The organism is Diplocloster hominis, from assembly GCF_032380655.1.
GTDB classification, from domain to species: domain Bacteria; phylum Bacillota; class Clostridia; order Lachnospirales; family Lachnospiraceae; genus Diplocloster; species Diplocloster hominis.
The window spans coordinates 1-22,357 of sequence record NZ_JAWDIY010000030.1 but is presented as its reverse complement, the minus strand read 5'-3'; the positions used below and the strand labels follow the sequence as shown (position 1 = coordinate 22,357).

At 47.5% G+C, this 22,357-nt stretch carries 18 protein-coding genes; 3 read left to right on the top strand and 15 right to left on the bottom strand.

What is annotated here, in order from left to right; translation table 11 throughout:
- Positions 1-22: 22 nt before the first annotated feature.
- Entirely contained in the window at positions 23-1,405 is a 1,383-nt protein-coding gene (locus ABC831_RS20860; protein ID WP_425524612.1) for an ABC transporter substrate-binding protein, read from the bottom strand.
- 293 nt (positions 1,406-1,698) lie between these two features.
- Between ABC831_RS20860 and ABC831_RS20855 the strand changes: the two genes are divergently transcribed.
- Positions 1,699-2,082 (top strand): hypothetical protein, encoded by a 384-nt coding sequence (locus tag ABC831_RS20855; protein WP_343249998.1) that lies wholly within the window; start codon positions 1,699-1,701, stop codon positions 2,080-2,082.
- 256 nt (positions 2,083-2,338) lie between these two features.
- On the opposite strand, the gene ABC831_RS20850 is transcribed toward ABC831_RS20855, so the two are convergent.
- The 4 genes from ABC831_RS20850 to ABC831_RS20835 all read right to left on the bottom strand — a co-directional run bounded on the left by ABC831_RS20850 (position 2,339) and on the right by ABC831_RS20835 (position 6,233).
- Positions 2,339-3,484 carry a 1-propanol dehydrogenase PduQ gene (locus ABC831_RS20850; RefSeq protein WP_343249997.1) on the bottom strand — a complete coding sequence of 382 codons (1,146 nt, stop codon included), beginning with the start codon at positions 3,482-3,484 and terminating at the stop codon, positions 2,339-2,341.
- Positions 3,485-3,614: 130 nt separating this feature from the next.
- Positions 3,615-4,550: a 3-isopropylmalate dehydrogenase gene (locus ABC831_RS20845; protein WP_343249996.1), complete on the bottom strand. Its 936-nt coding sequence runs from the start codon at positions 4,548-4,550 to the stop codon at positions 3,615-3,617.
- A gap of 458 nt (positions 4,551-5,008) precedes the next feature.
- A complete protein-coding gene (locus ABC831_RS20840; RefSeq protein WP_343249995.1) occupies positions 5,009-5,455 on the bottom strand; it encodes a hypothetical protein in 447 nt (148 codons plus the stop codon).
- Positions 5,442-6,233: a ParA family protein gene (locus ABC831_RS20835; protein ID WP_343249994.1), complete on the bottom strand. Its 792-nt coding sequence runs from the start codon at positions 6,231-6,233 to the stop codon at positions 5,442-5,444. Before ABC831_RS20835 ends, ABC831_RS20840 begins: the two co-directional genes overlap by 14 nt.
- 166 nt (positions 6,234-6,399) lie before the next feature.
- Here ABC831_RS20835 and ABC831_RS20830 point away from each other — a divergent pair, with 166 nt between their 5' ends.
- Positions 6,400-9,123 (top strand): cation-translocating P-type ATPase, encoded by a 2,724-nt coding sequence (locus ABC831_RS20830; protein WP_343249993.1) that lies wholly within the window; start codon positions 6,400-6,402, stop codon positions 9,121-9,123.
- Here the strand turns inward: ABC831_RS20830 and ABC831_RS20825 are convergent.
- Positions 9,040-9,945, bottom strand: a complete 906-nt coding sequence (locus ABC831_RS20825; RefSeq protein WP_343249992.1) for a DMT family transporter — start codon at positions 9,943-9,945, stop codon at positions 9,040-9,042. The two genes, ABC831_RS20830 and ABC831_RS20825, sit on opposite strands and share 84 nt — an antisense overlap.
- Before the next feature lie 88 nt (positions 9,946-10,033).
- The gene (locus ABC831_RS20820; RefSeq protein ID WP_343249991.1) at positions 10,034-10,756 is read right to left on the bottom strand and encodes a hypothetical protein; all 723 of its coding nucleotides are present in this window, start codon (positions 10,754-10,756) and stop codon (positions 10,034-10,036) included.
- A gap of 295 nt (positions 10,757-11,051) precedes the next feature.
- Here ABC831_RS20820 and ABC831_RS20815 point away from each other — a divergent pair, with 295 nt between their 5' ends.
- Positions 11,052-12,020: a hypothetical protein gene (locus ABC831_RS20815; RefSeq protein WP_343249990.1), complete on the top strand. Its 969-nt coding sequence runs from the start codon at positions 11,052-11,054 to the stop codon at positions 12,018-12,020.
- Positions 12,021-12,309: 289 nt separating this feature from the next.
- Here ABC831_RS20815 and prfA read toward each other — a convergent pair whose 3' ends face one another.
- The 8 genes from prfA to ABC831_RS20775 form a co-directional block, all read right to left on the bottom strand.
- Complete coding sequence (gene prfA / locus ABC831_RS20810; RefSeq protein WP_343249989.1) at positions 12,310-13,386, bottom strand: peptide chain release factor 1; 1,077 nt, start codon at positions 13,384-13,386, stop codon at positions 12,310-12,312.
- Positions 13,387-14,226 (bottom strand): peptide chain release factor N(5)-glutamine methyltransferase, encoded by an 840-nt coding sequence (gene prmC / locus ABC831_RS20805; RefSeq protein ID WP_343249988.1) that lies wholly within the window; start codon positions 14,224-14,226, stop codon positions 13,387-13,389.
- The gene (locus ABC831_RS20800) at positions 14,168-15,175 is read right to left on the bottom strand and encodes a DUF1385 domain-containing protein (protein WP_343249987.1); all 1,008 of its coding nucleotides are present in this window, start codon (positions 15,173-15,175) and stop codon (positions 14,168-14,170) included. The genes prmC and ABC831_RS20800 overlap by 59 nt, the downstream gene beginning before the upstream one ends.
- A 129-nt stretch (positions 15,176-15,304) precedes the next feature.
- The gene (gene rpmE, locus ABC831_RS20795) at positions 15,305-15,514 is read right to left on the bottom strand and encodes a 50S ribosomal protein L31 (protein ID WP_158345848.1); all 210 of its coding nucleotides are present in this window, start codon (positions 15,512-15,514) and stop codon (positions 15,305-15,307) included.
- A 109-nt stretch (positions 15,515-15,623) separates the two neighbouring features.
- Entirely contained in the window at positions 15,624-17,489 is a 1,866-nt protein-coding gene (rho, locus tag ABC831_RS20790) for a transcription termination factor Rho (RefSeq protein ID WP_343249986.1), read from the bottom strand.
- Between the two features lie 365 nt (positions 17,490-17,854).
- Positions 17,855-19,327, bottom strand: a complete 1,473-nt coding sequence (xylB, locus tag ABC831_RS20785; protein WP_343249985.1) for a xylulokinase — start codon at positions 19,325-19,327, stop codon at positions 17,855-17,857.
- Positions 19,328-19,469: 142 nt separating this feature from the next.
- A complete protein-coding gene (locus tag ABC831_RS20780) occupies positions 19,470-20,510 on the bottom strand; it encodes a LacI family DNA-binding transcriptional regulator (protein WP_343249984.1) in 1,041 nt (346 codons plus the stop codon).
- Between the two features lie 20 nt (positions 20,511-20,530).
- Positions 20,531-22,000, bottom strand: a complete 1,470-nt coding sequence (locus tag ABC831_RS20775; protein ID WP_343249983.1) for an L-fucose/L-arabinose isomerase family protein — start codon at positions 21,998-22,000, stop codon at positions 20,531-20,533.
- Between the last annotated feature and the right edge of the window lie 357 nt (positions 22,001-22,357).

Genomic DNA, 22,357 nt, shown 5'->3' with positions numbered 1-22,357 from the left:
TACCCCGCCTGACAGACGGCTTTTATTGAGCTGACATTTCTTTTTCATCCGCCCAGTTTTGGGTTGTATTGGTAACCAGTTCTTCCCATTTCAGATTGCCCTGCGCATAGGAAAGCAGATCCGCGCCCAGCATGTTTTTGAATTCCTGGCTGGGGAATGCGGTAAAGTCCCAGGTTACCGTATACAGATCCCCGTTCTTCATATAGCGGTCCACTTCCTTGGCCAGAGGATCCACCGGTTTTTCCGCATCCTCAAAGGTGCTGAATGGTGTTATGAAGCCCAGGTCTTTCGTCACAAATTCTTTCCCCTTATCAGAGCTGAACACCCATTCCATAAAATCAATGGAAGCCTTTTGATCATCTGCGGACACCTGGCTGTTTACACTTAAGAAATTTTCCGTTCCGATACAAAGTCCCTGTTTTTCTTCCCCATCCACACCGATATAGATAGGCAGGAACTTGATGTTTTCTTCTTTCACTGTATTGCCTTCCGCTTTCTGCACTTCGCTAAAGCCCCAGTTTCCATTTTGTACCATAGCGGCTTCTCCCCGGGCGAATTCGCCCATGGAGTCGTCCACAGATTTGCTTCCCAGTGCTTCCGGAGCAGTCGGAGAATTGTTCAAATACAGGTCAAATATATTTTTAAAATTCTCATTATAAGAAAACTCGATGGTATCCGGATTTTTGTTTCCGCTGTCTCTGAATTCATAGTACATCGGGAGGTTCATCAGATGGGTCTGCCATCTCCAGTCATTCCCTGCTGAAAATGAAGTGGAGGCAAATACGCCTTTAATTCCCAGCTGATCTTTTTTCGCCGTCATGTCCTCTGCTACTGCTTTCAGCGTTGTGAAATTATTGATCTGATCCACTCCGGTTATATCTACCGCCTTGTCATTCAGTGCAAAATATTTTTGCATGATATCATCGTTATAGATAATACCATAGCCCTCTACAACAAATGGTACTCCGTATACTCCTTCGCCTTCTGATATGGCCAGATCCGGAGTATTCAGCCAGCTGTACAGATTGGTATCTTTCAAGTCCATCGTGTAATCTTTCCAGGTCTGATATCCGACCGGTCCATTGATATGGAACAGGGTAGGCGCTTCTTTCTTTGCCATTTCAGACTTTAAGGTCTTTTCATATTCTCCGCTGGCTGCAGTAACCACCTTGACCTGTACACCGGTCTCTTTGGTATATTCCGCAGCTATTTTTTCCCAGACATCCGCAACCTCGGGTTTAAAATTCAGATAATATACACGTCCTTTCCCATTTGCTGTCTGGTTATTGTCCGTATTGGTATTATTCTGCGTTGTATCATTTTGATTTGTATCCTGCTGCCCGCTATCCGGTTCCTTTTCCTTACTGCAGGCAGTCAGGGTGCCTGCCAGTACCGCGATCAGCATTGTGACAACCGTCAATTTTTTTAACCTTTTCACAAAGATGCCCTCTCTTTCTTACATAAGCTTGTATTCGCTTATAGTATGAGAAAAATTTTTCCATCTTATCCACATTTTCTTTTTTTATTTTGTTTCACATCCACCGACAGCATAATCATACAGTCAAAAAAATAACAAGCTGGTTTAAAAAATAACATTCCAGTTTAAAAAATAACAATTGTTGTGTATCCAACTTTTTTATATTATACTGAATTTAGAAAGATAATTTTTATTTTTATATAATAAAAGGGGGAATTCTTATGACTAGCACATTAAAACATCCTCTGTTTCTATTGGATGACAAATCGCTGCCTGCTGCGATCTCTCAGGGTTCATACCGGGTGGTCAATCTGACTTTTGGAGAGGTCAAAGCGATCATGGATCTGCACCGGGAAGAGGATATGATCTGCTGCTTCGAAAACACAAATATTGAAAACATTATTTACAACTACCTGCATGTGGAAAAGAAACAATTCGAATATACGAATGCACAGCAGATGGAGGTAGGTCAGGATGGCCTGATTTTCAGACTCTATATTATGCCTTCGGAGAGCCAGCCGGTCATCAATCCTTATTTTGGCAGCGAGGCGAAAAAGATAGAAAATGTATTTGTATACTGTCAGCTCATATCCAGAACTGAGTAATCCAGCATTAGAATGGGTGGGTATTTTTGAAGGAATTAGAATACATTAAGAACTATTGTCTCTCTATATAAAGGAGTCAGCATCCATAGCGTGTCCGCTATGTCTGTTGACTCCTGTTTCATTTACCTTATGCTTTGTGATGGCCATTGCGATACGCTTCAACGCCTATGTAATCTAAGGAACCGCTCCGGATTTAAGATTTAATTGACACTTGTCTTATTCAATATTTGACACCGACCCTAATCAGTTTGTATACTTACCAGAGATTGCGATAAATATCCATTACATCCGCTTTATTAGGAACCCGGGGATTCGTAGCGGTACAGCTGTCTGCCAGCGCCGCCTCTGCCATGGTGCTGATCTTTGACATATATTCCTCTTCCGTGCATTTTCCATACTGGGACATGGACAATGGAATATCCATTTCCTTCAGCATGAACTGCACCCAGTTGACCAGCGCGCGGACGGTGGTAATGGTGTTAAAGTTCTGAAGTCCCAGAATTTTCGCAATATTCACATATTTTTTTACCTGAGGCAGATACTCTTTTCTGCTGCGGCTGTGAATATTGATATCACTGTTAAATTCGATAATGTGAGGCAGCAGCATCGCATTGGCCCGGCCATGCGGTACGTGGAAATTCGCTCCCAGCTGATGTGCCATACCGTGATTCAGACCAAGAGACGCGGAATTAAACGCCAGTCCGGCAAGACAGGAAGCCACATGCATCTTCTGCCTTGCATGGGTATCGTTGCCGTCCAGAAAAGCTCTTAACAGGAATACCCCGCATATTTCAATGGCTTTCTCGGCCAAAGCTGCGGAAAACTCATTATTATTGATACTGACATAAGCCTCTATCGCATGAGTAAATACGTCCATGCCGGTATCTGCCGTAACCGCGGGCGGAACACTGCGTACCAGTTCCGCATCCAGAATTGCTTCTGTGGGGATCAGCGTTTCAGAGACCAGCGGGTATTTTACATGGCTTTGTGTATCGGTAATAACAGAAAAAGAAGTAACTTCTGAGCCCGTTCCACTGGTGGTAGGAACCGCGATCAGCGCCAGTTCATCCAGTTCTCCTGTCTTTAAGGCAAAGTCCTTAATCGCCTTGGCGGAATCGATGGCAGAACCGCCGCCCACTGCGATCAGTGCCTGAGGCTTGTACCCAACGACAGCCTGAACGCCCGTCACGATTTTCTCTATCGGTGGATCCGGTACCACGTCTTTAAAAATATCAAATTCTATATCGCCACTGTCCAGACGATATGTAATCAACTTGATCATACCGCTCTGCACTACAAACGGATCGGTAATAATCATAACTTTTTTATAAGGAATATCAACCAGTCTGTCCAGGGAGTTTTCACCAAAATAAATTTTTGTCTTGATATCAAAACTCTTCATGTTTTCTCTTCCTTCCCAGAAATAAGCATTTTCGTTGCATTGTGAATATTATAACATTCCTTGTCCGATTTATCAAGATTAATTCCACAAAAAACAACAGAAATCCACAAATATTAAAATGTGCCACTCATTACTTGACTTGTGTAATATGTGCGGAAAATTCCTCTATACTTGTCGCTCTTGCAGCAAGTTTCAGCCATTGGGTTAAGATACTGCAATTGGTTTGACCAGTAATTATTTTGCGCAGCCGTTCTGGAACTGTCCCCAATTCAGTCAATAATTCCAGAATATCGTCTGCCTTGCCTTGTCCTATTCCCTGTTCTATTCCTTGTTCTATTCCTTGTTCTATTCCTTTTCCAATTCCCCGATTTTCTCTCTCGGCTAATTCATCCGCAAATAATTCGCGCAGTGCTTCACACATTTCTTTTCCCTCCTGATATTTCTTCCAGTTCGCCCGCACGATCAGATCCATAGCGGCTGCGTACAGCGGGTTCTTTTCCATCCCTTTATAGGCTCTTGCCAGCGGCTCAATATCTTCATGTAACTGCAGTTCACTATGCAGTCGGCTAAGCCAGACGTTTTCTTTCTTAGACAGTTTATGTATCACCAAAACCTGAAGCGGGAATAAAAGGCCGGTAATATAATAAATACCTGGATATGTCTCAATAATTTCGGCACGATATTGTTCTTTTAGAAACAGAAACAGATTTTTGGGATAATGGTATCCTACAATGGTTACTGTTATCTCTTGCGGCGGAATTTCTAATTCTCTCTGGGTATTTGCCTGATAAATGCAGGTGTAACCTTGAACCTTGAAAAAATCATTGATACTGATATAATCTTCCGGGCTCTTATATTCTACAATGTTGTATTGACGGAAAATCCGGCCGATACTTTTTTTGATCCTGCGCCCCGGTTCCTTTTTGATAATCAAGGTGTCTATTTGGAGGTGTTTTTCTGTAAGATTGTATTCCCGTTGGAATTGCAGACAGTCCCCTGCTTCCATCAGCTCGATCTGCAGGGCTGCCTGAAATGCCGGATGCCACTGCAACAGCTTCCTTTTCATATGTTTTTCTCCTATCTATTATAATAGAAATGATCTGTTTCTTCAATGGTCATTCATAGGCATCTCTCCAATCCTTCCTTGCTTTTCATTGACAGTAACTACTGAGTTTGTAGCCGAGGCGGCCAAAATGGTGCGCTAAGCACCTCAGAATGTCACCGAAGTGACTGGTAGAAAAAAACTTGCGGTATAGATCCGCAGCAATCTATGATTAAGATCTCATTATATCATGATTGCACACAATCATGCCCCCTCCGGGGGGTGCACACTCCGCGCTAAGGAAAGCGCTCCGGCGCAGATATAATGTCTGTCGACATTATATCATATCAGTTCTCATTTCTGCAATGCAATAAACATTCCCTGGTTAACATATCGTAAGTGACTATAATAAATAAAATATTCTACAAAAAAACTGTATCACGTCTCCGCAACACAGTTTTTTATGCTCTATCCTATGATTATTAAAGAAGATAGGTCGGCAAATCACATCTGAGATTTGAGATAACTTCAAATTTTTTCTCATGAATATTATCGGACTTCTTCTCTACCGGCTCAGTGGCTGCGGTTTCAACTTTTTCCTTTGCTGCGGCCGGTTTTTTTGCCGTCGTTTTTTTCGCAGCAGGCTTTTTCGCCACAGGCTTCTTCGCTGCCGGTTTAGCTGCAGTTTTCGCAGCTGTTTCCGCCGTTTTGGCCGCCGCTTTCGCAGCTGTTTCCGCTGTCTTTGCCACGGTTTTTGCTGCTGTTCCTTCTTTTTTATCCGCAGCGGCAGTTTCTGTTTTGATCCCCTCCGAATTGGTTACTTCCGTGTCAGCGCCTTCTGCCTTTTCGACCACCTTTTCTTCCGTGGTCAGATCCTGTTCTTTTGCGATCTGATTCGCCCTTTGAATACTTCCTTTACCTACTGGCAATTTTTACTACCTCCTTTGTTAGTTCCATATACTCCTGCGCACTTCTGCTGCTCTGCTTAAAAGAGATCACGGGCTGGCTGTTGTCCTGCGCCCATTCGATCGAGCTGTCCACCCGGATATATGTATCAAATAAGTGGACATCATCCATTTCCTGCAGTGTTTCCAACGTCTGCTTAAAATAGTTCTTTCTGGTATCCACCTTTGTTACCGCAATTCCCATCAGTTTCAGATCCGGAGTGATCTCCTTCACCTCACTTAAAAACTCAAACATGTTAGCCAGTCCGAATAACCCCCAGGGGCTGGCCTCCACCGGTATGATCAAAAAATGCGAAGCAGCCAGGATATTCATAACCCATCCGCCCAGAGTCGGCGGCGCATCTATGAGAATATAATCATATTTACCCGATTCCAGTATTGACCGCAGACACTTTTTCAATATATATTCTCTCTGCCACTTTGTAAACAACTCGTACTCGATCCCGCTCATCAATGTGGAAGAAGGGATCAGATCCAGTCCTTCATAGCGGGTATGCTGCACATAGTTCTCCAGATCATTCTGGTTCCGAATCGCGTGATACAGATTCTGGTTCCCACTGGCGAACCCCAAAGCCTCCTCCTCCGTAAAAAAGGAAAGCGTCAGGTTCATCTGCATATCCCCATCCACCAGCAGCACCTTAAATCCCAGTTTCGTAAGTCCGAACCCTACATTCGAACAGGTGGTGGACTTCCCGCTTCCGCCTTTATTATTGGCAAAGCACAACACTTTCGTATCTCCCATAGCCGGTCTCCTTCACATGGTATGTAAAAATTATACTTCCTTGAGGGAACATTTTCAATAGGGATTCTTGGATATATTCCGCAACCAGGTTCCTGGTAACTATTCACGGACATATTCCACAACCTGTCCGCATACATTAGTGCATAAGGAAAAGGAGTGTGGACTGATGTTCGAAAGGAAACCAATACAGGAACTTACAAAAGATCTCAGAGCCAATACCTCCGCCGGGCTGACAGAAGTGGAGGCGGCGGCCAGACTACAGGAATATGGGAAAAATGCATTAGCGGAGGAAAAGCCGAAATCCTCTGTCCAGATGTTTCTGGAGCAGCTGAACGAACCTTTGATTTTCGTTCTCTTTGTTGCGGCGGCAGTCTCCATGCTGCTCCGGGAATTCGGAGACACTACGATTATTATGGCTGTTATCCTGCTGAACTCCATTGTCGGGGTCATCCAGGAGGGAAAAGCGCAAAAGGCGCTGGATGCGCTGAAAAAGCTGACAAGCCCGACCGCTCTGGTAAAAAGAGAAGGACAGACCTATGAGATCCCATCCGAGGAACTGGTACCAGGTGACCTGGTAATACTGGAAGCCGGACGGCAGATTCCCGCGGATCTGCGTCTCATTTCCTCCGCCAGCCTGAAGATCGAGGAATCCGCTCTCACTGGTGAATCCCATCCCATAGAGAAAGATTCCGGCTTTCTGGCTGCCAAAGAACTTCCTCTGGGCGACCGCAGGAATATGGCCTATATGTCTACCAATATTGTATATGGAAGAGGCAGCGGCTTAGTCACCGCAACCGGAATGCATACAGAGATCGGCCGGATCGCAGGTATGATCTCCCGGACCCATAATGAACCAACCCCGCTGCAAAAACGGCTGGCTGATCTGGGTAAGCTGCTCAGTATCGTCGCGGTGTTTTTGTGTGTGGCATTATTCGGTATCGCTGTACTGCAGCACCGGAACATCTTCGATATGCTGCTTACGGCGATCTCTCTTGCGGTAGCGGCAGTTCCGGAGGGACTCCCGGCCATTGTCACCATCGTACTGGCTCTGAGTGTGTCACGTATGGTAAAGGTACATACGATCGTCCGGCGGCTCCCTTCGGTGGAAACCCTTGGGGCAGTGAGTATCGTCTGCTCGGACAAGACCGGTACTCTGACTCAGAATAAAATGACAGTGGTCCGAAGCTTTGTAAATCTGGAATTTCATACTGTTGAAGAATTAGATGACGAGAAATACCGTTATCTGGTGGAAGGTCTGGTTCTCTGCAGCGATGCCACACTGGAAGATTCCCATCGGATCGGAGATCCTACCGAGCTGGCCCTGGTCGAGCTGGGAATCAAATGTCATAAAGCGAAACCCGTGTTGGAGCATCGGATGCCGCGGATGAATGAACTTCCCTTTGATTCCGCCCGAAAAATGATGACAACCATGCACCGCAGCTCCGGCACCACCATCTCCTTTACCAAAGGGGCCGGGGATGTAATTCTGGAGCGCTGTACTCATATTCTTCTGCACGGAAAATCAGTGCCCATGACGGCCGGGCACCGGAAAGAAATTCTTTCCGCCATGAATCACATGTCCGCGGATGCCCTGCGTGTCCTGGCTCTGGCCATGCGCCGGGACAGCACGTCTCTTGTGGAAAAGGGCATGACCTTTGTCGGTCTGGTCGGTATGATTGACCCGGTGCGGCCTGAAGTCTACGCTGCGGTACAGCAGTTCCGAAACGCCTCGGTGCGCACGGTAATGATCACCGGTGACCATGTCAACACCGCCTATGCCATCGCCAGGGATATCGGAATCGCCGATCACCCCAAACAGTGCATGGAAGGCGCCGAGCTGGATAAGATTCCGGAAGCGGAGCTGCCTTCTAAGATTAAGAATATTACCGTCTTTGCCAGAGTCTCCTCGGAACATAAAGTGCGGATTGTCAAAGCTTTTAAGTCACTTGGCAATATCGTGGCAATGACGGGAGACGGCGTAAACGACGCCCCCTCTCTGAAGACAGCGGATATCGGAATCGCCATGGGAATGAACGGCACAGACGTGGCCAAGAACGCCTCCGACCTGATCCTGACGGACGATAATTTCGCCACGATTGAAAAGGCTATCTCCGAAGGCCGGGGGATTTATGAAAATATAAAAAAATCCATACTATTTTTGCTCTCCTCTAATTTCGGAGAGATCATTACGATGTTTTTATCCATTCTGATCGGTCTGCCCAGTCCGCTGAAAGCCAGCCATATCCTGTGGATCAATCTGATTACAGATTCTCTGCCCGCTCTGGCTCTCGGTGTGGACGAAAACGATAAAAAACTGCTGATGTCACGGCCGCCCCGGAATCCGAAGGAAAACCTCTTCGCCCACGGCGGACTGTTCTGCACCCTGTTTTACGGCACACTGATAGCCCTGATCAGCCTGGTTGCCTTTATGACGATTCCCTATGCTTATCTCCAGGCCAACCATGCGGAATTTACCATGACGAATATCATGACAGTTCTGGCTGTCCCGGAACTGCTGGCCAGAGCACAGACCTATGCATTTACCGTGCTGGGCCTTTCCCAGCTCTTCCATGCGATCGGAATGCGCAATGTGGAGGAATCCGTATTCAAAATCGGACTGTTCAACAACAAACTGATGATCCTTTCCTTTGTCCTCGGTTTCCTGCTGCAGTTCTCCGTCACTGAGATTCCCTCCCTGGTGACCATGTTCGGCACTGCGAAACTCTCCCATGGGGAATGGGGCCGCCTTCTGTGCCTGGCATCCCTGCCGCTGTGGGCTCATGAAATCATGCTGATACCTACCTACCTAACGGTCCGCAAGAAACACTCCGCCGATGATCAGAACGGCTCCGGCGAATCCCATGTAGGAAACCTTTTCTCCCAGAATTAACCAGGCCGCCACCATCGTTACAAATGGATTCAGATAGATATAATTATTCGTCTTAATGATTCCAATCGACTTCACCGCCACATTCCATGTCACATAACCTGCCGCGCTGCCCAGCAAACCCAGGAACAGAAGGCTCACCAGCACATCCGGGCGGGCCAGCGCAGGCAGGTTGAATTCACCGCCCTGGCCGATTACCACCGGCAGTGTGGTCAGGAACCCATACAGCATGATTTTTCTGGTCAGCACCAGATTATCATAACGGTTCACATATGATTTCAGATTCACGGAATAGACTGCCCAGCACAGAGCTGCCAGTACAGTCAGCAGATCGCCCAGTGGATTCAATTTTAACACAAAGGTTCCGTTAAACACCACCAGCATTACTCCGGCTAATGCGATTAACGCCCCGCCCCAGGTGGACTTCTTAAGCTTTTCGTCTTTGGTCATAATGTGGGCCAGTACAGCTGTGAAAATAGGAGCCGCAGCCAGAATGATACTGACATTGGATGTGAGCGTGTAAGTCAGGGCCACATTTTCGCACAAAAAATAAAGCGTGCTTCCCATCACTGCCAGACCGGCAATTCCCAGTTCGTCTTTCAGACTTTTTGGTTTCTCAAATTTTCTGCTTAACAGCGCCAGAACGACATAAGCCATCCCGAAACGCATAATCATAATCTGGGCCGGCGTAAAGTAGTCCAGCATAATTTTGGAAGCAATAAAGGTACTTCCCCATACAATAATCGTGAGACAGGCCAGTGTATGGCCCAGTATCTGTGTTTTCTTCTCATTCTCCATCTTATGTTCTTCCATCTTCTCCCTCATAGACACAGCAAAAGGGCCGCTATAAAAGGCTGCCTCCGGCAAATTTCCTTTTACAACAGTCCCTGCAGCGGATCAAAATATTCTGGCATTACTGGAAGAGATACTGTATCATCTTTACGGCATCTTCCATATTCTTCGTGCTGGTCGTGATTCCAATATACATCGGTTCCGCCTGTTTAGTCAAAGAGCCATAGAGCTGGCTGTTCTCCAGCGAAATACCGACGCTGTACTCTCCTGTTGGTTCCTGGCCCTCTTCCTCTATCACACCGCTGGTCAGTATCTGTCCATTCAGTTTCTGATACAGTTCCGCAGGCAGCTTCTCCGTCAGATCCACGAACAGTCCCTGCTGCGCATAGCTTAAAAACTGCTCCCGGTCCGCGATCATCACATCAACCATTCCGGCGGAGATATTGACCATCAGCTTCGTCCGGGTCGCCATATCGGATCCGTCATCGTTAAGCCACAGCGCATCCATGACCTCTATAGTATTCTTACTGGCATCCAGCCCCAGATAGTCCTGCAGGTTAGTCTTAAAATCTTCCCTGGCCTGTTCCTCCCACTGATCATTGACCACTGCGACATTAAGGGCCGCTTCCGGTTTCGGCTTCACCATCGTATAAATCACCGAGCCGAGAAGAGCTGCCACGATCACCACAATAACCACTTTGACCAGATAGTAATCCCTGAAAAACTGTAATTTACCCTTCCCGTCCAGCTCCTTGAATTTTTCCCTGTCTTTCTTTTCATCCCGCTTCTGATATAACAAAGCATCATCGTCCAGCTTTGTTTTCTCTATCGTTTCCTTCGGCATACATATCCATTCCTTTCCTCAGCATAACCCGCGTGCACGGTCCTGAACATCCTTTTTGCTGTCTGCTGCATAACAGCCTTAACAACTATTATAATCATGTTCTTCTATAAAAGTAAATGCTCTCTTTTCATTTCACAGATTTTTCAACCTTTTTCTACATTTTTGTTTTTTAGTTCACCCATCCTGTTCTTTTTTTTATTTAGTTCCATTAGGTCTTGTGGCGGTATTTTCCTGAAAGTGGTATTCTCTAAATGATGCAATTGCTGAAATGTCAGAGAGATATGAGGAAAATAGTATGATAAATGGAAATAATAAGGTGCTGACACTCGGAGTGCAGCCAGATGAAATGGAATTTGTAAAAAAAAAGTTTGCTATCAGCGGTATGGTCTATGATGTGACATATCAGTATGAAGCTGTCTTAGCAGCCTGTGGTGATATTGTTATCATTGTAAAAGATAGAATTCCTGCTAAAGCGTGGAAGGATATAGAATCATTTTGGTTAGAAACAGATTCGGTTGATGATACGGTCTATTATATTTTTTCATTGGAGCAATGGAAGGAAGCCTTCACTGTGTATCGGGACGAAAAGGCTTTGATGGAGGAATGGCGGCAATGGTGGCAGAATATACACCCTGAGTATGATAAATTTAATCCGGATGGTGTAGTTGATTATGGTCGATATTTCACCATGCCTGACGGAAAACGTATCCTTGTTATTTTAAAAGAGACAAATGGGTTGGCTACAAGTCTTTCGGACTTTTTATTCTGTGGGGGAAGCCGGACTTATTATAAAACTTGGAATAATGTTGCTAGATGGATGAATGTTATATTTCAGGATGAGTTCATAGAATATGTTCCAAGAGCAGTTCTGGATGATGCCGTACATAATTTTGCTGTTATGAATATTAAGAAATACGCAGGCGGGAATAATGCTGACAAAAGTGAGGTAAAGAGAATTGCAAAAGTTGATCGTATTTTTCTGGCAAGGCAGATTAGATTATATAAGCCGGATCTCATAATAACAGGTGGATGGAATCTGGTATCTGACTTCGTGCATGATATTCTGCTAAAAGAACCAAAAAGCAATTGGTACAGTCCGGAAAAGAGAGCGGATGAGGCAGAGCCAAACTTATGGTATTATTGGACAGAAAATGCGGGGGCAGGGAAGAAAACACTTGTGGTCAGTATGCCACACCCGAACAGAACAGCCATCAAGTGGGTTTTGGAGCTGCAGAAAGTTTTGCGCAAAGAGTTGGGAAAGTAGAGAGTATACATAATATATTGGCAGTGTATGTTTTTTTAAACCAGGTAAGTTAATAAGCAGGATAATAAGTAAGATAAAGATATATCAAGAAATACTGCCACTGCTTTTAAGCAATCAAAAGGTGCTGTGGAAAACAGTCTAAATAAGAAGAGGGCTTACCGCCTTATCACCCTTGAGGCGAAAGTCCTCTTCGTATTTAGACTGTTTTTCACAGCTCATCTTGATAATTATAGGGTTCAGTTATAAAAACCAAAAAACAACAGAACACTTTTCTTCAATACGTCTACGTTCAGGAGGCCTCCTGCAGATTACTCAGCTTCGCCGCCTGGTCTGCTGCGATCAGGCTGTCGATGACCTCGTATAGATCCCCGTCCAGCACAGAATCCAGCTTGTGTAAGGTCAGCTTGATCCGATGGTCCGTCACACGGCCCTGGGGAAAATTATAGGTTCTGATCTTCTCGGAACGGTCCCCGGTTCCCACCTGGCTTCTTCTGGCCTCCGCCTCGGCGTCATGTTTTTTCGCCAGCTCCAGTTCGTATAGTCTGGACCGGAGCACCTTCAGGGCTTTGTCTTTATTTTTCAGCTGGGACTTTTCATCCTGACAGGATATCACGATCCCTGTGGGGATATGGGTCAGACGCACGGCAGAGTCCGTGGTGTTGACGCACTGGCCGCCGTTTCCGGATGCCCGGAACACATCGAATTTACAGTCATTCATGTCCAGATCCACGTCCACTTCCTCCGCTTCCGGCATGATCGCAACGGTAATGGTCGAAGTATGGATGCGGCCGCCGGATTCGGTCTCCGGTACCCGCTGTACCCGGTGCACACCGCTCTCGTATTTTAATTTGGAATACGCTCCCTGTCCGGTAATCATAAAAATGACTTCCTTGAAGCCGCCGATTCCATTCTCGTTCACACTGATCATTTCTGTCTTCCAGCGGTTCCGCTCTGCGAACCGGACATACATCCGGTATATCTCCGCCGCAAATAAAGCCGCTTCGTCTCCACCGGCACCGGCTCTGATCTCCACGATTACATTCTTTTCATCATTGGGGTCTTTGGGCAGCAGCAGAATCTTTAACTGGTGCTCTAACTGCGCCATCCGGTCCTTGGATTCATTTAACTCTTCCTTCGCCAGCTCCCGCATCTCCTCGTCGGATTCCTCCTCCAGCATGGCGAGGCTGTCCTCGATATTCTGCTTACAGTTCTTATATTCCTTATAGGCATCTACAATCGGCGCCAAATCGTTCTGCTCTTTCATCAGCGTCCTGAAACGATTCTGATCATTGACTACCGAAGGCTCATTCAGTTCGCTCATGATTTCTTCAAACCGTATCAATAAGTCTTCCAGTTTGTCAAACATCTACAATTCCTCCTTTAATCTCCCGCACACTACGCGGTCCATACCTGCCAGGTCCTTGATCACCCGGACTTCTTCATAATTATGCTCTTTCAGCAGCGAAGACACCGCCCCGCCCTGATCATATCCGATTTCCAGATACAGCCATCCACCCGGAGTGAGATAACTCCCCGCTTCAGCCCCGATCCTCCGGTAGAAATCCAATCCATCCGTTCCGCCATCCAGAGCAGATAAGGGCTCATAATCCCTGACCTCCGGCATCAGACCGTCAATTACCTCCGTAGGGATGTAAGGAGGATTCGAGACAATCAGATCGAATTGCCCCTCAACCTGTTCAAAGAGATCTCCCTGCTGCCAACATACATCCACACCAAGCCGTTCGGAATTCGTTTTGGCGACTTCCAGCGCTTCCGCGGATATATCCGTACCGATGCCGGGTATATCATTTCTTCCATATAATAAACTTAATAAAATACATCCGGAACCCGTACACAGATCCAGTACCCTCATGCCAGGTACCAGCCTTCGCTTCGCTTCCTCCACCAGAACTTCCGTATCCTGTCTGGGAATCAGCACCCGGCGGTCCACCTGAAACGGCAGGCCGTAGAATTCCTGCTCCCCGGTCAGATGCTGAAGCGGGATGTGCGAACAGCGCGCATCCAGAAGCCGGTCATAATTCTCCCACATACCTACGTCCATGGGTTCCCGCTGGTGCAGCAGATACTGCGCATTCGTGAGTCCGGAAGCATAATTCAGCAAATACCATGCGTCAAACCGGTATTCCTCAATCTGTGACTGTGCCAGCTTCTTTTCTCCGTATATTTTTGCTTCCTGAAACGTCATGCTTATCTCCCAACTGTTCTGCACCGAATTCTTCGGTCAGATATGCTTTCCAGTCAAAAACAGCCTCCACAGCGGTAATCGCCACCTCGATCATGCTGTCATCCGGTTCCTTAGTCGTCAGCCCCTGCATCCAAAGCCCTGGCTTACTTAAGATCCCGACCAGTTTATTGTCCGTATTGCCGGCCAGACGGATGAATTCGTATGCCACTCCGGCGATCAGCGGCACCAGCAGGACTCTGCTGAGCAAGCGCAGTACCGGCGATTCCACCCGGATAAACATGAAGAAAAACACACTGATAATAACAACCATCAAAAGAAAACTGGTGCCGCAGCGCTTATGCTGTTTCGAACTGCTGCGCACGTTCTCCACGGTCAGTTCTTTTCCATGCTCCACACAGTTGATGCATTTATGTTCGGCCCCGTGATACATATAGACCCGCTTAATATCCTTCATGCAGGAAATCAGCGCGACATAGGATATGAACAGGATAATACGGATAGCCCCTTCTATAATCGCAAGCACTGTATAGGAAATGATGTACTTCTTAAAATAGTTGGCAATCAAAAGCGGCAGTACCATAAAAATCCCGATCGCCAGTACCACCGACAGGACGATAGCCAATCCCATGACTACCTTCTCCGCTTTATCTTTGAACAGCTTCTCCATGACCTGGTCTGCCTTGGATGCCTGGGTTTCTTCCTCTTCTTCATAGAAACTGGCCGAAAAGGTCAGCGTCTTCATTCCCAGCACCAGAGAATCGATAAATGCAAATATCCCTCTGACAAACGGCCATTTCTTAATCCCTGAGTTCTTTAATACCCCTTCATAATTACTAATCTGTAATTCTATCTCCCCATCGGGCTTTCTCACGGCAACAGAGTATTCATCCCCATGCTTCATCATGATACCCTCGATCACTGCCTGCCCGCCGATTCCTGAAGATTTCATATGTTTACCTCCAATGGCTCATGACTGCGCCATACTTAATTACGGAAAAAAGAGTTCCCTGAGAAACTCCCTTTCATTTTCTTAAAAAATGAGGTTGAGATTATATAACCTCAACCTTCTCTATCTGCCTTATTTGTTTTCGTTCATGCCATACTTACGGTTGAACTTATCGATACGTCCGCGAGCGGATGCTGCTTTCTGCTGTCCGGTGTAGAACGGATGACATTTGGAACAAACTTCCACGTGGATTTCGTTCTTAGTGGATCCGGTTACAAAAGTATTTCCGCAGTTGCAGGTTACCGTAGCCTGATGGTATGTCGGATGAATTCCTTCTCTCATTGTTTTCACCTCTCTATATCTACTTTCTGTCCCCTTGGGGATCTTACATACGTTACTAATAAACAGCTTTCATATTGTATCATACCCACGAGCTGATTGCAAGTTTTTCTTAAATAAATTTTGTTTTTTTGACCATCTGTACAAACTCCATATTGTTCTTGGTCCGCACAAACATATTCAGGATATTTTCCACCGCCTCGTCGGTACGCAGGCCGTTTAACGCCTTTCGCATCAGATAGACCGCCTCCTGCTCTTCCCTGGTCAAAAGCAGATCCTCTCTTCTGGTGCTGGACTTCTGAATATCGATGGCCGGGAAAATCCGTTTTTCCTGAAGCTTTCTGTCCAGAACCAGCTCCATATTACCGGTTCCTTTGAACTCCTCATATACCACATCATCCATCTTACTTCCCGTATCCACAAGAGCGGTAGCCAGAATCGTGAGGCTTCCCCCCTCCCGCATGTTTCTCGCAGCTCCAAAAAAACGTTTTGGCATGTGTAAGGCCGCCGGGTCCAGACCTCCGGAAAGCGTTCTTCCACTGGGCGGCACCGTCAGGTTATAGGCTCTGGCCAGTCTCGTTATGCTGTCCAGCAGGATCACCACGTCCTTCCTGTGTTCCACCAGACGCTTCGCCCGCTCGATCACCATCTCCGACACCCGTTTGTGATGTTCCGGGAGCTCATCAAATGTGGAGTAGATCACTTCCACGTTCTGTCCCTCGATCGCCTCCTTGATATCTGTGACCTCCTCCGGCCGTTCATCGATCAGCAGAATAATCAGATGCATTTCCGGGTTATTGGTGATAATCGACTTGGCCACATCCTTTAACAGGGTCGTCTTACCTGCTTTCGGAGGAGAGACGATCATACCGCGCTGCCCTTTTCCGATGGGGGAAATGACATCCACGATACGCATGGCAATGCTGGACTGTGATCGTTCGAGACGCAGTCTTTTATTGGGGAAGATAGGCGTCATGTCTTCAAAATTAAATCTGCGGTTCGCCTCTGAGGGATGAAAGCCATTGATACTCTTTAAATAAAGTAACGCACTGAACTTTTCCTGCTGAGTTTTAATTCTGGTATTTCCGCACAAGATATCACCGGTTTTCAGATTAAATCTGCGGATCTGAGATGGAGATACATAGACATCATTTTCGCCTGGAAGATAATTGGCACACCGGATAAATCCATAACCATCCGGCAGTACCTCCAGTATTCCATTGGCTGTCACACCACTGTCCAGCTGTTCCATATCCGGGACATTTGCTCTGCCCTCGCCATCCTGCCTTTCATCCCGGTTTTCCTGCCTCTTATCTTCCCTGGAATCAGACTGCGGCTGGATTCTGATATCATCCCTTGCCTGTGCCTGGTTTCTTGAATCTTCTCTGTACTGCGCCTGACTCCTTGATTCTTCCCGGCTCTGCGCCTGATTCCTTGTCTCCTCCCGGGACGGAGTCTGATTTCGTTCTTCTGCTTTGGTCGAGGCCTGATTTCTCGTCTCTTCCCTGGTCGAGGCCTGATTTCTCGTCTCTTCCCTGGTCGAAGCCTGATTTCTCGTCTCTTCCCTGGTCGAAGCCTGATTTCTCGTCTCTTCCCTGGTCGAGGCCTGATTTCCTGTCTTTTCCCTGGTCGAGGCCTGATTTCCTGTCTCTTCTCTGGACGAAGTTTGGGATCTCACCTCTTCCCTGGTCTGGTTTTTATATCTCGGTCGCTGCTGGCTGGCGGCTCTCTTCCTCGTCCCGTTCAGCGGCTTTTCCACCCGTTTTTCTTCTTTATCCTGTTTCAGTTCTTCCTTTTCCGGCCTGGCCTCATCCTGTTCGGCCGCCTTGGCCGACTCCCCCTCTGCCTTCTGATCCTCTGCAAGCATCAGTTGGATCAGGTCGCCTTTACGCATCCCGGAGGTCCCCTTCATGCCGCGGGCCTTCGCGATGTCTTTCAGCGCTGCCAGTGATAACGATTCGTATTTTTCCCGATTCATGCTATTCTCCTTTATTTATTCTGTTCTGTATTACCGTTTTGGTTTACATGCTGGGATTCATGTCAGAAACGACTATGACTTTAATTTCCAATTATTTTTATTATACACACAGGAAGTAAAATTGACAAGCGGTTTTTCCTTTGCAGAAAAGGCAAGGTTATCCATTTGTAGAAAAGATAAGGTAAAAAGGGAGAATAAATTAGCGAAAAACAATTACCGGGGGCTGTGTCTCCTCTGTCTAGTGAAATCAGAAATTGAGCGCAGGATACCCGGTGGATTTCACGTCCGCCGGCAAAAGCCTTCGAAACAGGAACACATGAAGGTTCCCGTTTCAAAGGCTCGGTTCCTGTCCCCCCGGAGACGGGCTAAATCACTATCTCTTTAAAAATCTCCTTAAGTCCAGGGTATATCCTGCGGAATTTTTGGTAGCGCTCTTCATAGAGCTCTACCGTTTCAGGGTCCGGTTCTATCGTAGCAGTGACGCGGATCAGTTTTTGGGCAGCCTCCTCCACGGATTTGAATTCTTTGTTGGCTACTGCCGCTAATATGGCTCCGCCATAAGCAGGCCCCTCTTCCACCTCGATCAAGTCTACTTTCAGGTTGAGGATATCCGCGATCATCTGCCGCCATAGCGGGCTCCTGGCACCGCCGCCGCAGATCTTGGTGCGTTCTATGCGGATACCCAGGTCTTTGGCGATTTCCAGGGAATCGCGCAGAGCGAAGGCTACCCCCTCCAGGACTGCCTGCGTCATATCGGACCGGGTGGTGTCCATCGTCATTCCAATGAAGGTTCCTCTGGCATTGGGATCGTTATGCGGGGAACGCTCCCCCATCAGGTATGGCAGGAAAAACACGTGATTATGGCCAAGCGCAGGTATTTTATCCTGTTCCGCCTGGTAATCTCCCGCCTGCAGTATGTCATCCATCCACCATTTATTGCAGGATGCGGCGCTGAGCATACAGCCCATGAGGTGGTAATGCCCATCGGCATGTGCGAAGGAATGAAGGCCGTTGTGGGCATCCACCCCGAAGTTTTTACTGGAAATAAAAATGGTTCCGGAAGTTCCCAGAGATATATTGCACATGCCGTCGCCTACGGTTCCTGTCCCCACTGCTGCGGCAGCATTGTCTCCTGCTCCCGCGGCTACGATAACCGACCGGGGCAGGCCCAGCGTATCAGCGACTTCGTTTGTTACCGTACCGACACTTTCATAACTCTCGTATACACGGGCCAGCTGCTCTTCCCGTATTCCGCATATTTCTTCCATTTCTCCGGACCAGCAGCGGTTTTTGACATCAAAGAGCAGCATGCCGGAGGCATCGGATACGTCCGTGCAGAATACACCGGTCAGGCGGTAAGCCAGATAGTCTTTTGGAAGCATAATTTTACTGATTTTCCTGAAATTGTCCGGTTCATTTTCTTTTACCCACAGAAGTTTGGGGGCGGTAAAACCGGCAAACGCGATGTTGGCGGTATAGTCCGTCAGTTTGTTCATGCCGATTACACCGTTCAGATATTCGCATTCCTTGATAGACCGGCCGTCGTTCCACAGAATAGCCGGGCGGATCACCCGGTCTTTTTCATCCAGAATAACCAAACCATGCATCTGGCCGCCAAAGCTTATGCCGGCCACCTGATCTTTGTCCGTGCCCGCAAGCAATTCCTGTATCCCTTCTATGGTCTGCTCGTACCAGTCTTCCGGGTTCTGTTCCGACCACCCCGGGTGCGGGAAGTATAAGGGATATTCACGGGACACGATCTTTTGGATGCTTCCCTGGGCATCCATGAGCAGTAATTTAACCGCCGAGGTTCCCAGATCAATACCTATATAGAGCATAATATCCTCCTTTCGTTTATCCTGCAGTTGGCAGGCGTACAAATACTAATATGATTTCCTTTTACGGCGCGGTACTGCGCCATAGAATCCGGGGTGAAAAATCCACAAAGCCCTTTTTGGCAAACAATTTTATTTGCTCCCGTTAGAGATTCTCCGGTATTTTTATTTCATTTTTCATATAGAAATATTCTCTGTCCGGTTTCTGGCCATTGACCAGATAATGAACGGCCAGGGTAACGGACTGATACCCCTGAGTCCATGGCTGCTGGCAGATGGTACCCAGAATTCTTTCTTCCTTCAGCAGTTTCGATATGGCCGGTGTCAGGTCACTGCCGACTATTTTTACCGGGTGGGACACTTCCTGATTCCAGCTCTGCCAATCGGCTACCGCGCGGCACACGCCATCAGCCGCTGCCGCTGCTATATATACCGCATTCATAGAGGGATGCCGTTCCAGCATGGCAAGCGTTTGGGCATAGCCGGTCTCTTTGTCATCCTCCGTCTCAATGATATCCAGAATCCGCAGTTCAGGAAATCTCTTCTTTTGAGTCTCGTAAAAGCCCCTGACCCGTTGGTTATGACCCAGGATTTTCACGGAGCCGGTCGCGATCCCCACCTGGCCTTTGCCGTCTGTCGCGATCCCCAGGATACCACATGCCGTTCGTCCACTTTTCAGATAGTCGCAGCCCACGTAACAGAGTCTTTGGCTGCCCTCGATATCCGTGTTCACGGTGATCACCGGTATGTTTTTATCAGAAAGATCGTTGATTTTCCCTGCTATCCTCTCGTCATTGATCGGATTCAGGATGAGAAAATGAATCTGCGCTTCCAGCTTATCCATGAGCCGAAGCTGTTCTTCCACCTGATATCCCTTCATGGTCATCACCACTACCTGAATGCCGAATTCGGAAGCCTCCTGCTTTGCCCCTTTGATCCCTTTTAAGATATCGTCGAAAAACTCATTCCCTCTGGCACACAGAATCACACCGATGATAAAATTCTTTTTTCGTGCCGCCAGGGCTTTACCAGCCGCATTCGGCCGGTACCCCATTTCTTCTGCTATCTTTTGTATGCGTTCTGCTATCTCAGGTTTGACATGGCCCCGGTTGTTAATGACCCGGTCCACAGTTCCTCTGGACACACCCGCTTTTTCCGCGATCTGTTTGATTGTCACCGACATCATCCCGTCTCCGTTAAATTCTGCTATGCAAATGGATTTTCCGAAGGATATCTCATCTCCTTCGGCTGATTAAACCCGATATCATCCACTCCCAGATATTTGAATACCTCAAACAGGGTTTTACCGAAATGTCCAAAAGCTACCGCTCCATGATGCGGATAGTGTTTCTCCACCAGCACATGACGGTAAAATCTTCCCATATCCGGAATAGCGAACACCCCGATGCCGCCGAAAGATCTGGTCGCTACCGGCAGAATCTCGCCCTCAGCCACATATGCCTTCAATTTTGCATCCGCGGTACTCTGCAGGCGGTAGAAGGTGATTTCCCCCGGAACCAGATCCCCCTCCAGAGTTCCCTGGGTCACTTCCTCAGGCAGAGTGCGGGCCATGATCATCTGATATTTCATTTCGCAGAAGCTCAGTTTTCCCACAGCCGTGTTTCCGCAGTGGAATCCCATAAAAGTGTCGCTGAGGCCATAAGAATACTTGCCGGCGATTTCTTCCTCATACATATCTTTTGGAACCGTATTATTGATATCCAGCAGTGTCACAGTATCTTCACTGATACACATTCCGATGAATTCGCTCAAAGCTCCGTAGATATCCACTTCGCAGGACACCGGAATTCCCTTGGCAGTCAGGCGTCCATTTACATAACAGGGAACGAATCCGAACTGTGTCTGAAAAGCCGGCCAGCATTTTCCGGCGATCACCACATAATCCCTGGACCCTTTGTGCTCCTCCACCCAGTCCAGCAAAGTAACCTCATACTGGGCCAGCCTGGCCAAAATCTCCGGCTTTTTATTTCCCGCTCCCAGCTCTGCCTCCATTTCCTCCACCACAGACGGTATTCTGGGATCGCCGGCGTGATTATGATAAGCCTCAAAAAGATCCAGCTCCGAATTCTCCTCAATCTCAACGCCCAGGTTATAAAGCTGTTTGATCGGAGCGTTACAAGCAAGAAAATCCTGTGGCCTGGGTCCAAAACCAATCACTTTGAGATTCCGCAGCCCGATTATCGTTCTGGCAATCGGCAGGAATTCGGCGATCCGGTCCGCACATTCCTGCGCATCCCCAACCGGATTTTCCGGAATATAAGCTCTTATATTCCGCAGATCCAGATTATAACTGGCATTCAGCATCCCACAGTAGGCGTCTCCGCGGCCCCCCACCAGGTTATCGCCGGTCTCTTCCGCCGCCGCTATGTACATAACCGGCCCGCCGAACTCCTTCCCCAGCAAGGTTTCCGCCGACTCAGGCCCAAAATTGCCAAGATAGACAATCAATGCGTTACACCCTGCCTCCTTAACCTGGGCCAGCGCCTTTCTCATATGGACTTCGGTCTCGATGCAGGTCGGGCATTCATAGATCTCACCATATTTTTCCTGGTAGGCCTTCACAACCGCTTTCCGTCTGTTCTCAGACAGTGACATGGGAAAACAGTTTCTGGATACTGCTACGATTCCTGCTTTTACAACTGGTAAATGATTCATGTTATACTCTCCTTTGCTCCTGTTATTTTTTTGAATAGCCATTTGTGCTCGAGCACATTATTAATATAATAGTATTCCTCTTTAAGAATCTTGTCAATCTTTATTCCAAAAATTTTTAAATGGGAGTGTTACTATTCACGGCCTATCTTTGGTAAATGGGGATTTTGTGGACAAAGGTCCGGGAAGGGAGGGAGGCGGTCCGGCCTTTGGAACCGGGCGGCGAATCCCGTGGGGCCATATCACTTCGGCCGGACCTAAGAATGGCTAACTCCGAAGGCGGGAGAACCTCTTATTGGCAGGGCCCGGAACAAACTCGCCAAAGGACGGCTCGGACAGTGTTCCAGGCCCTGCGAGGTT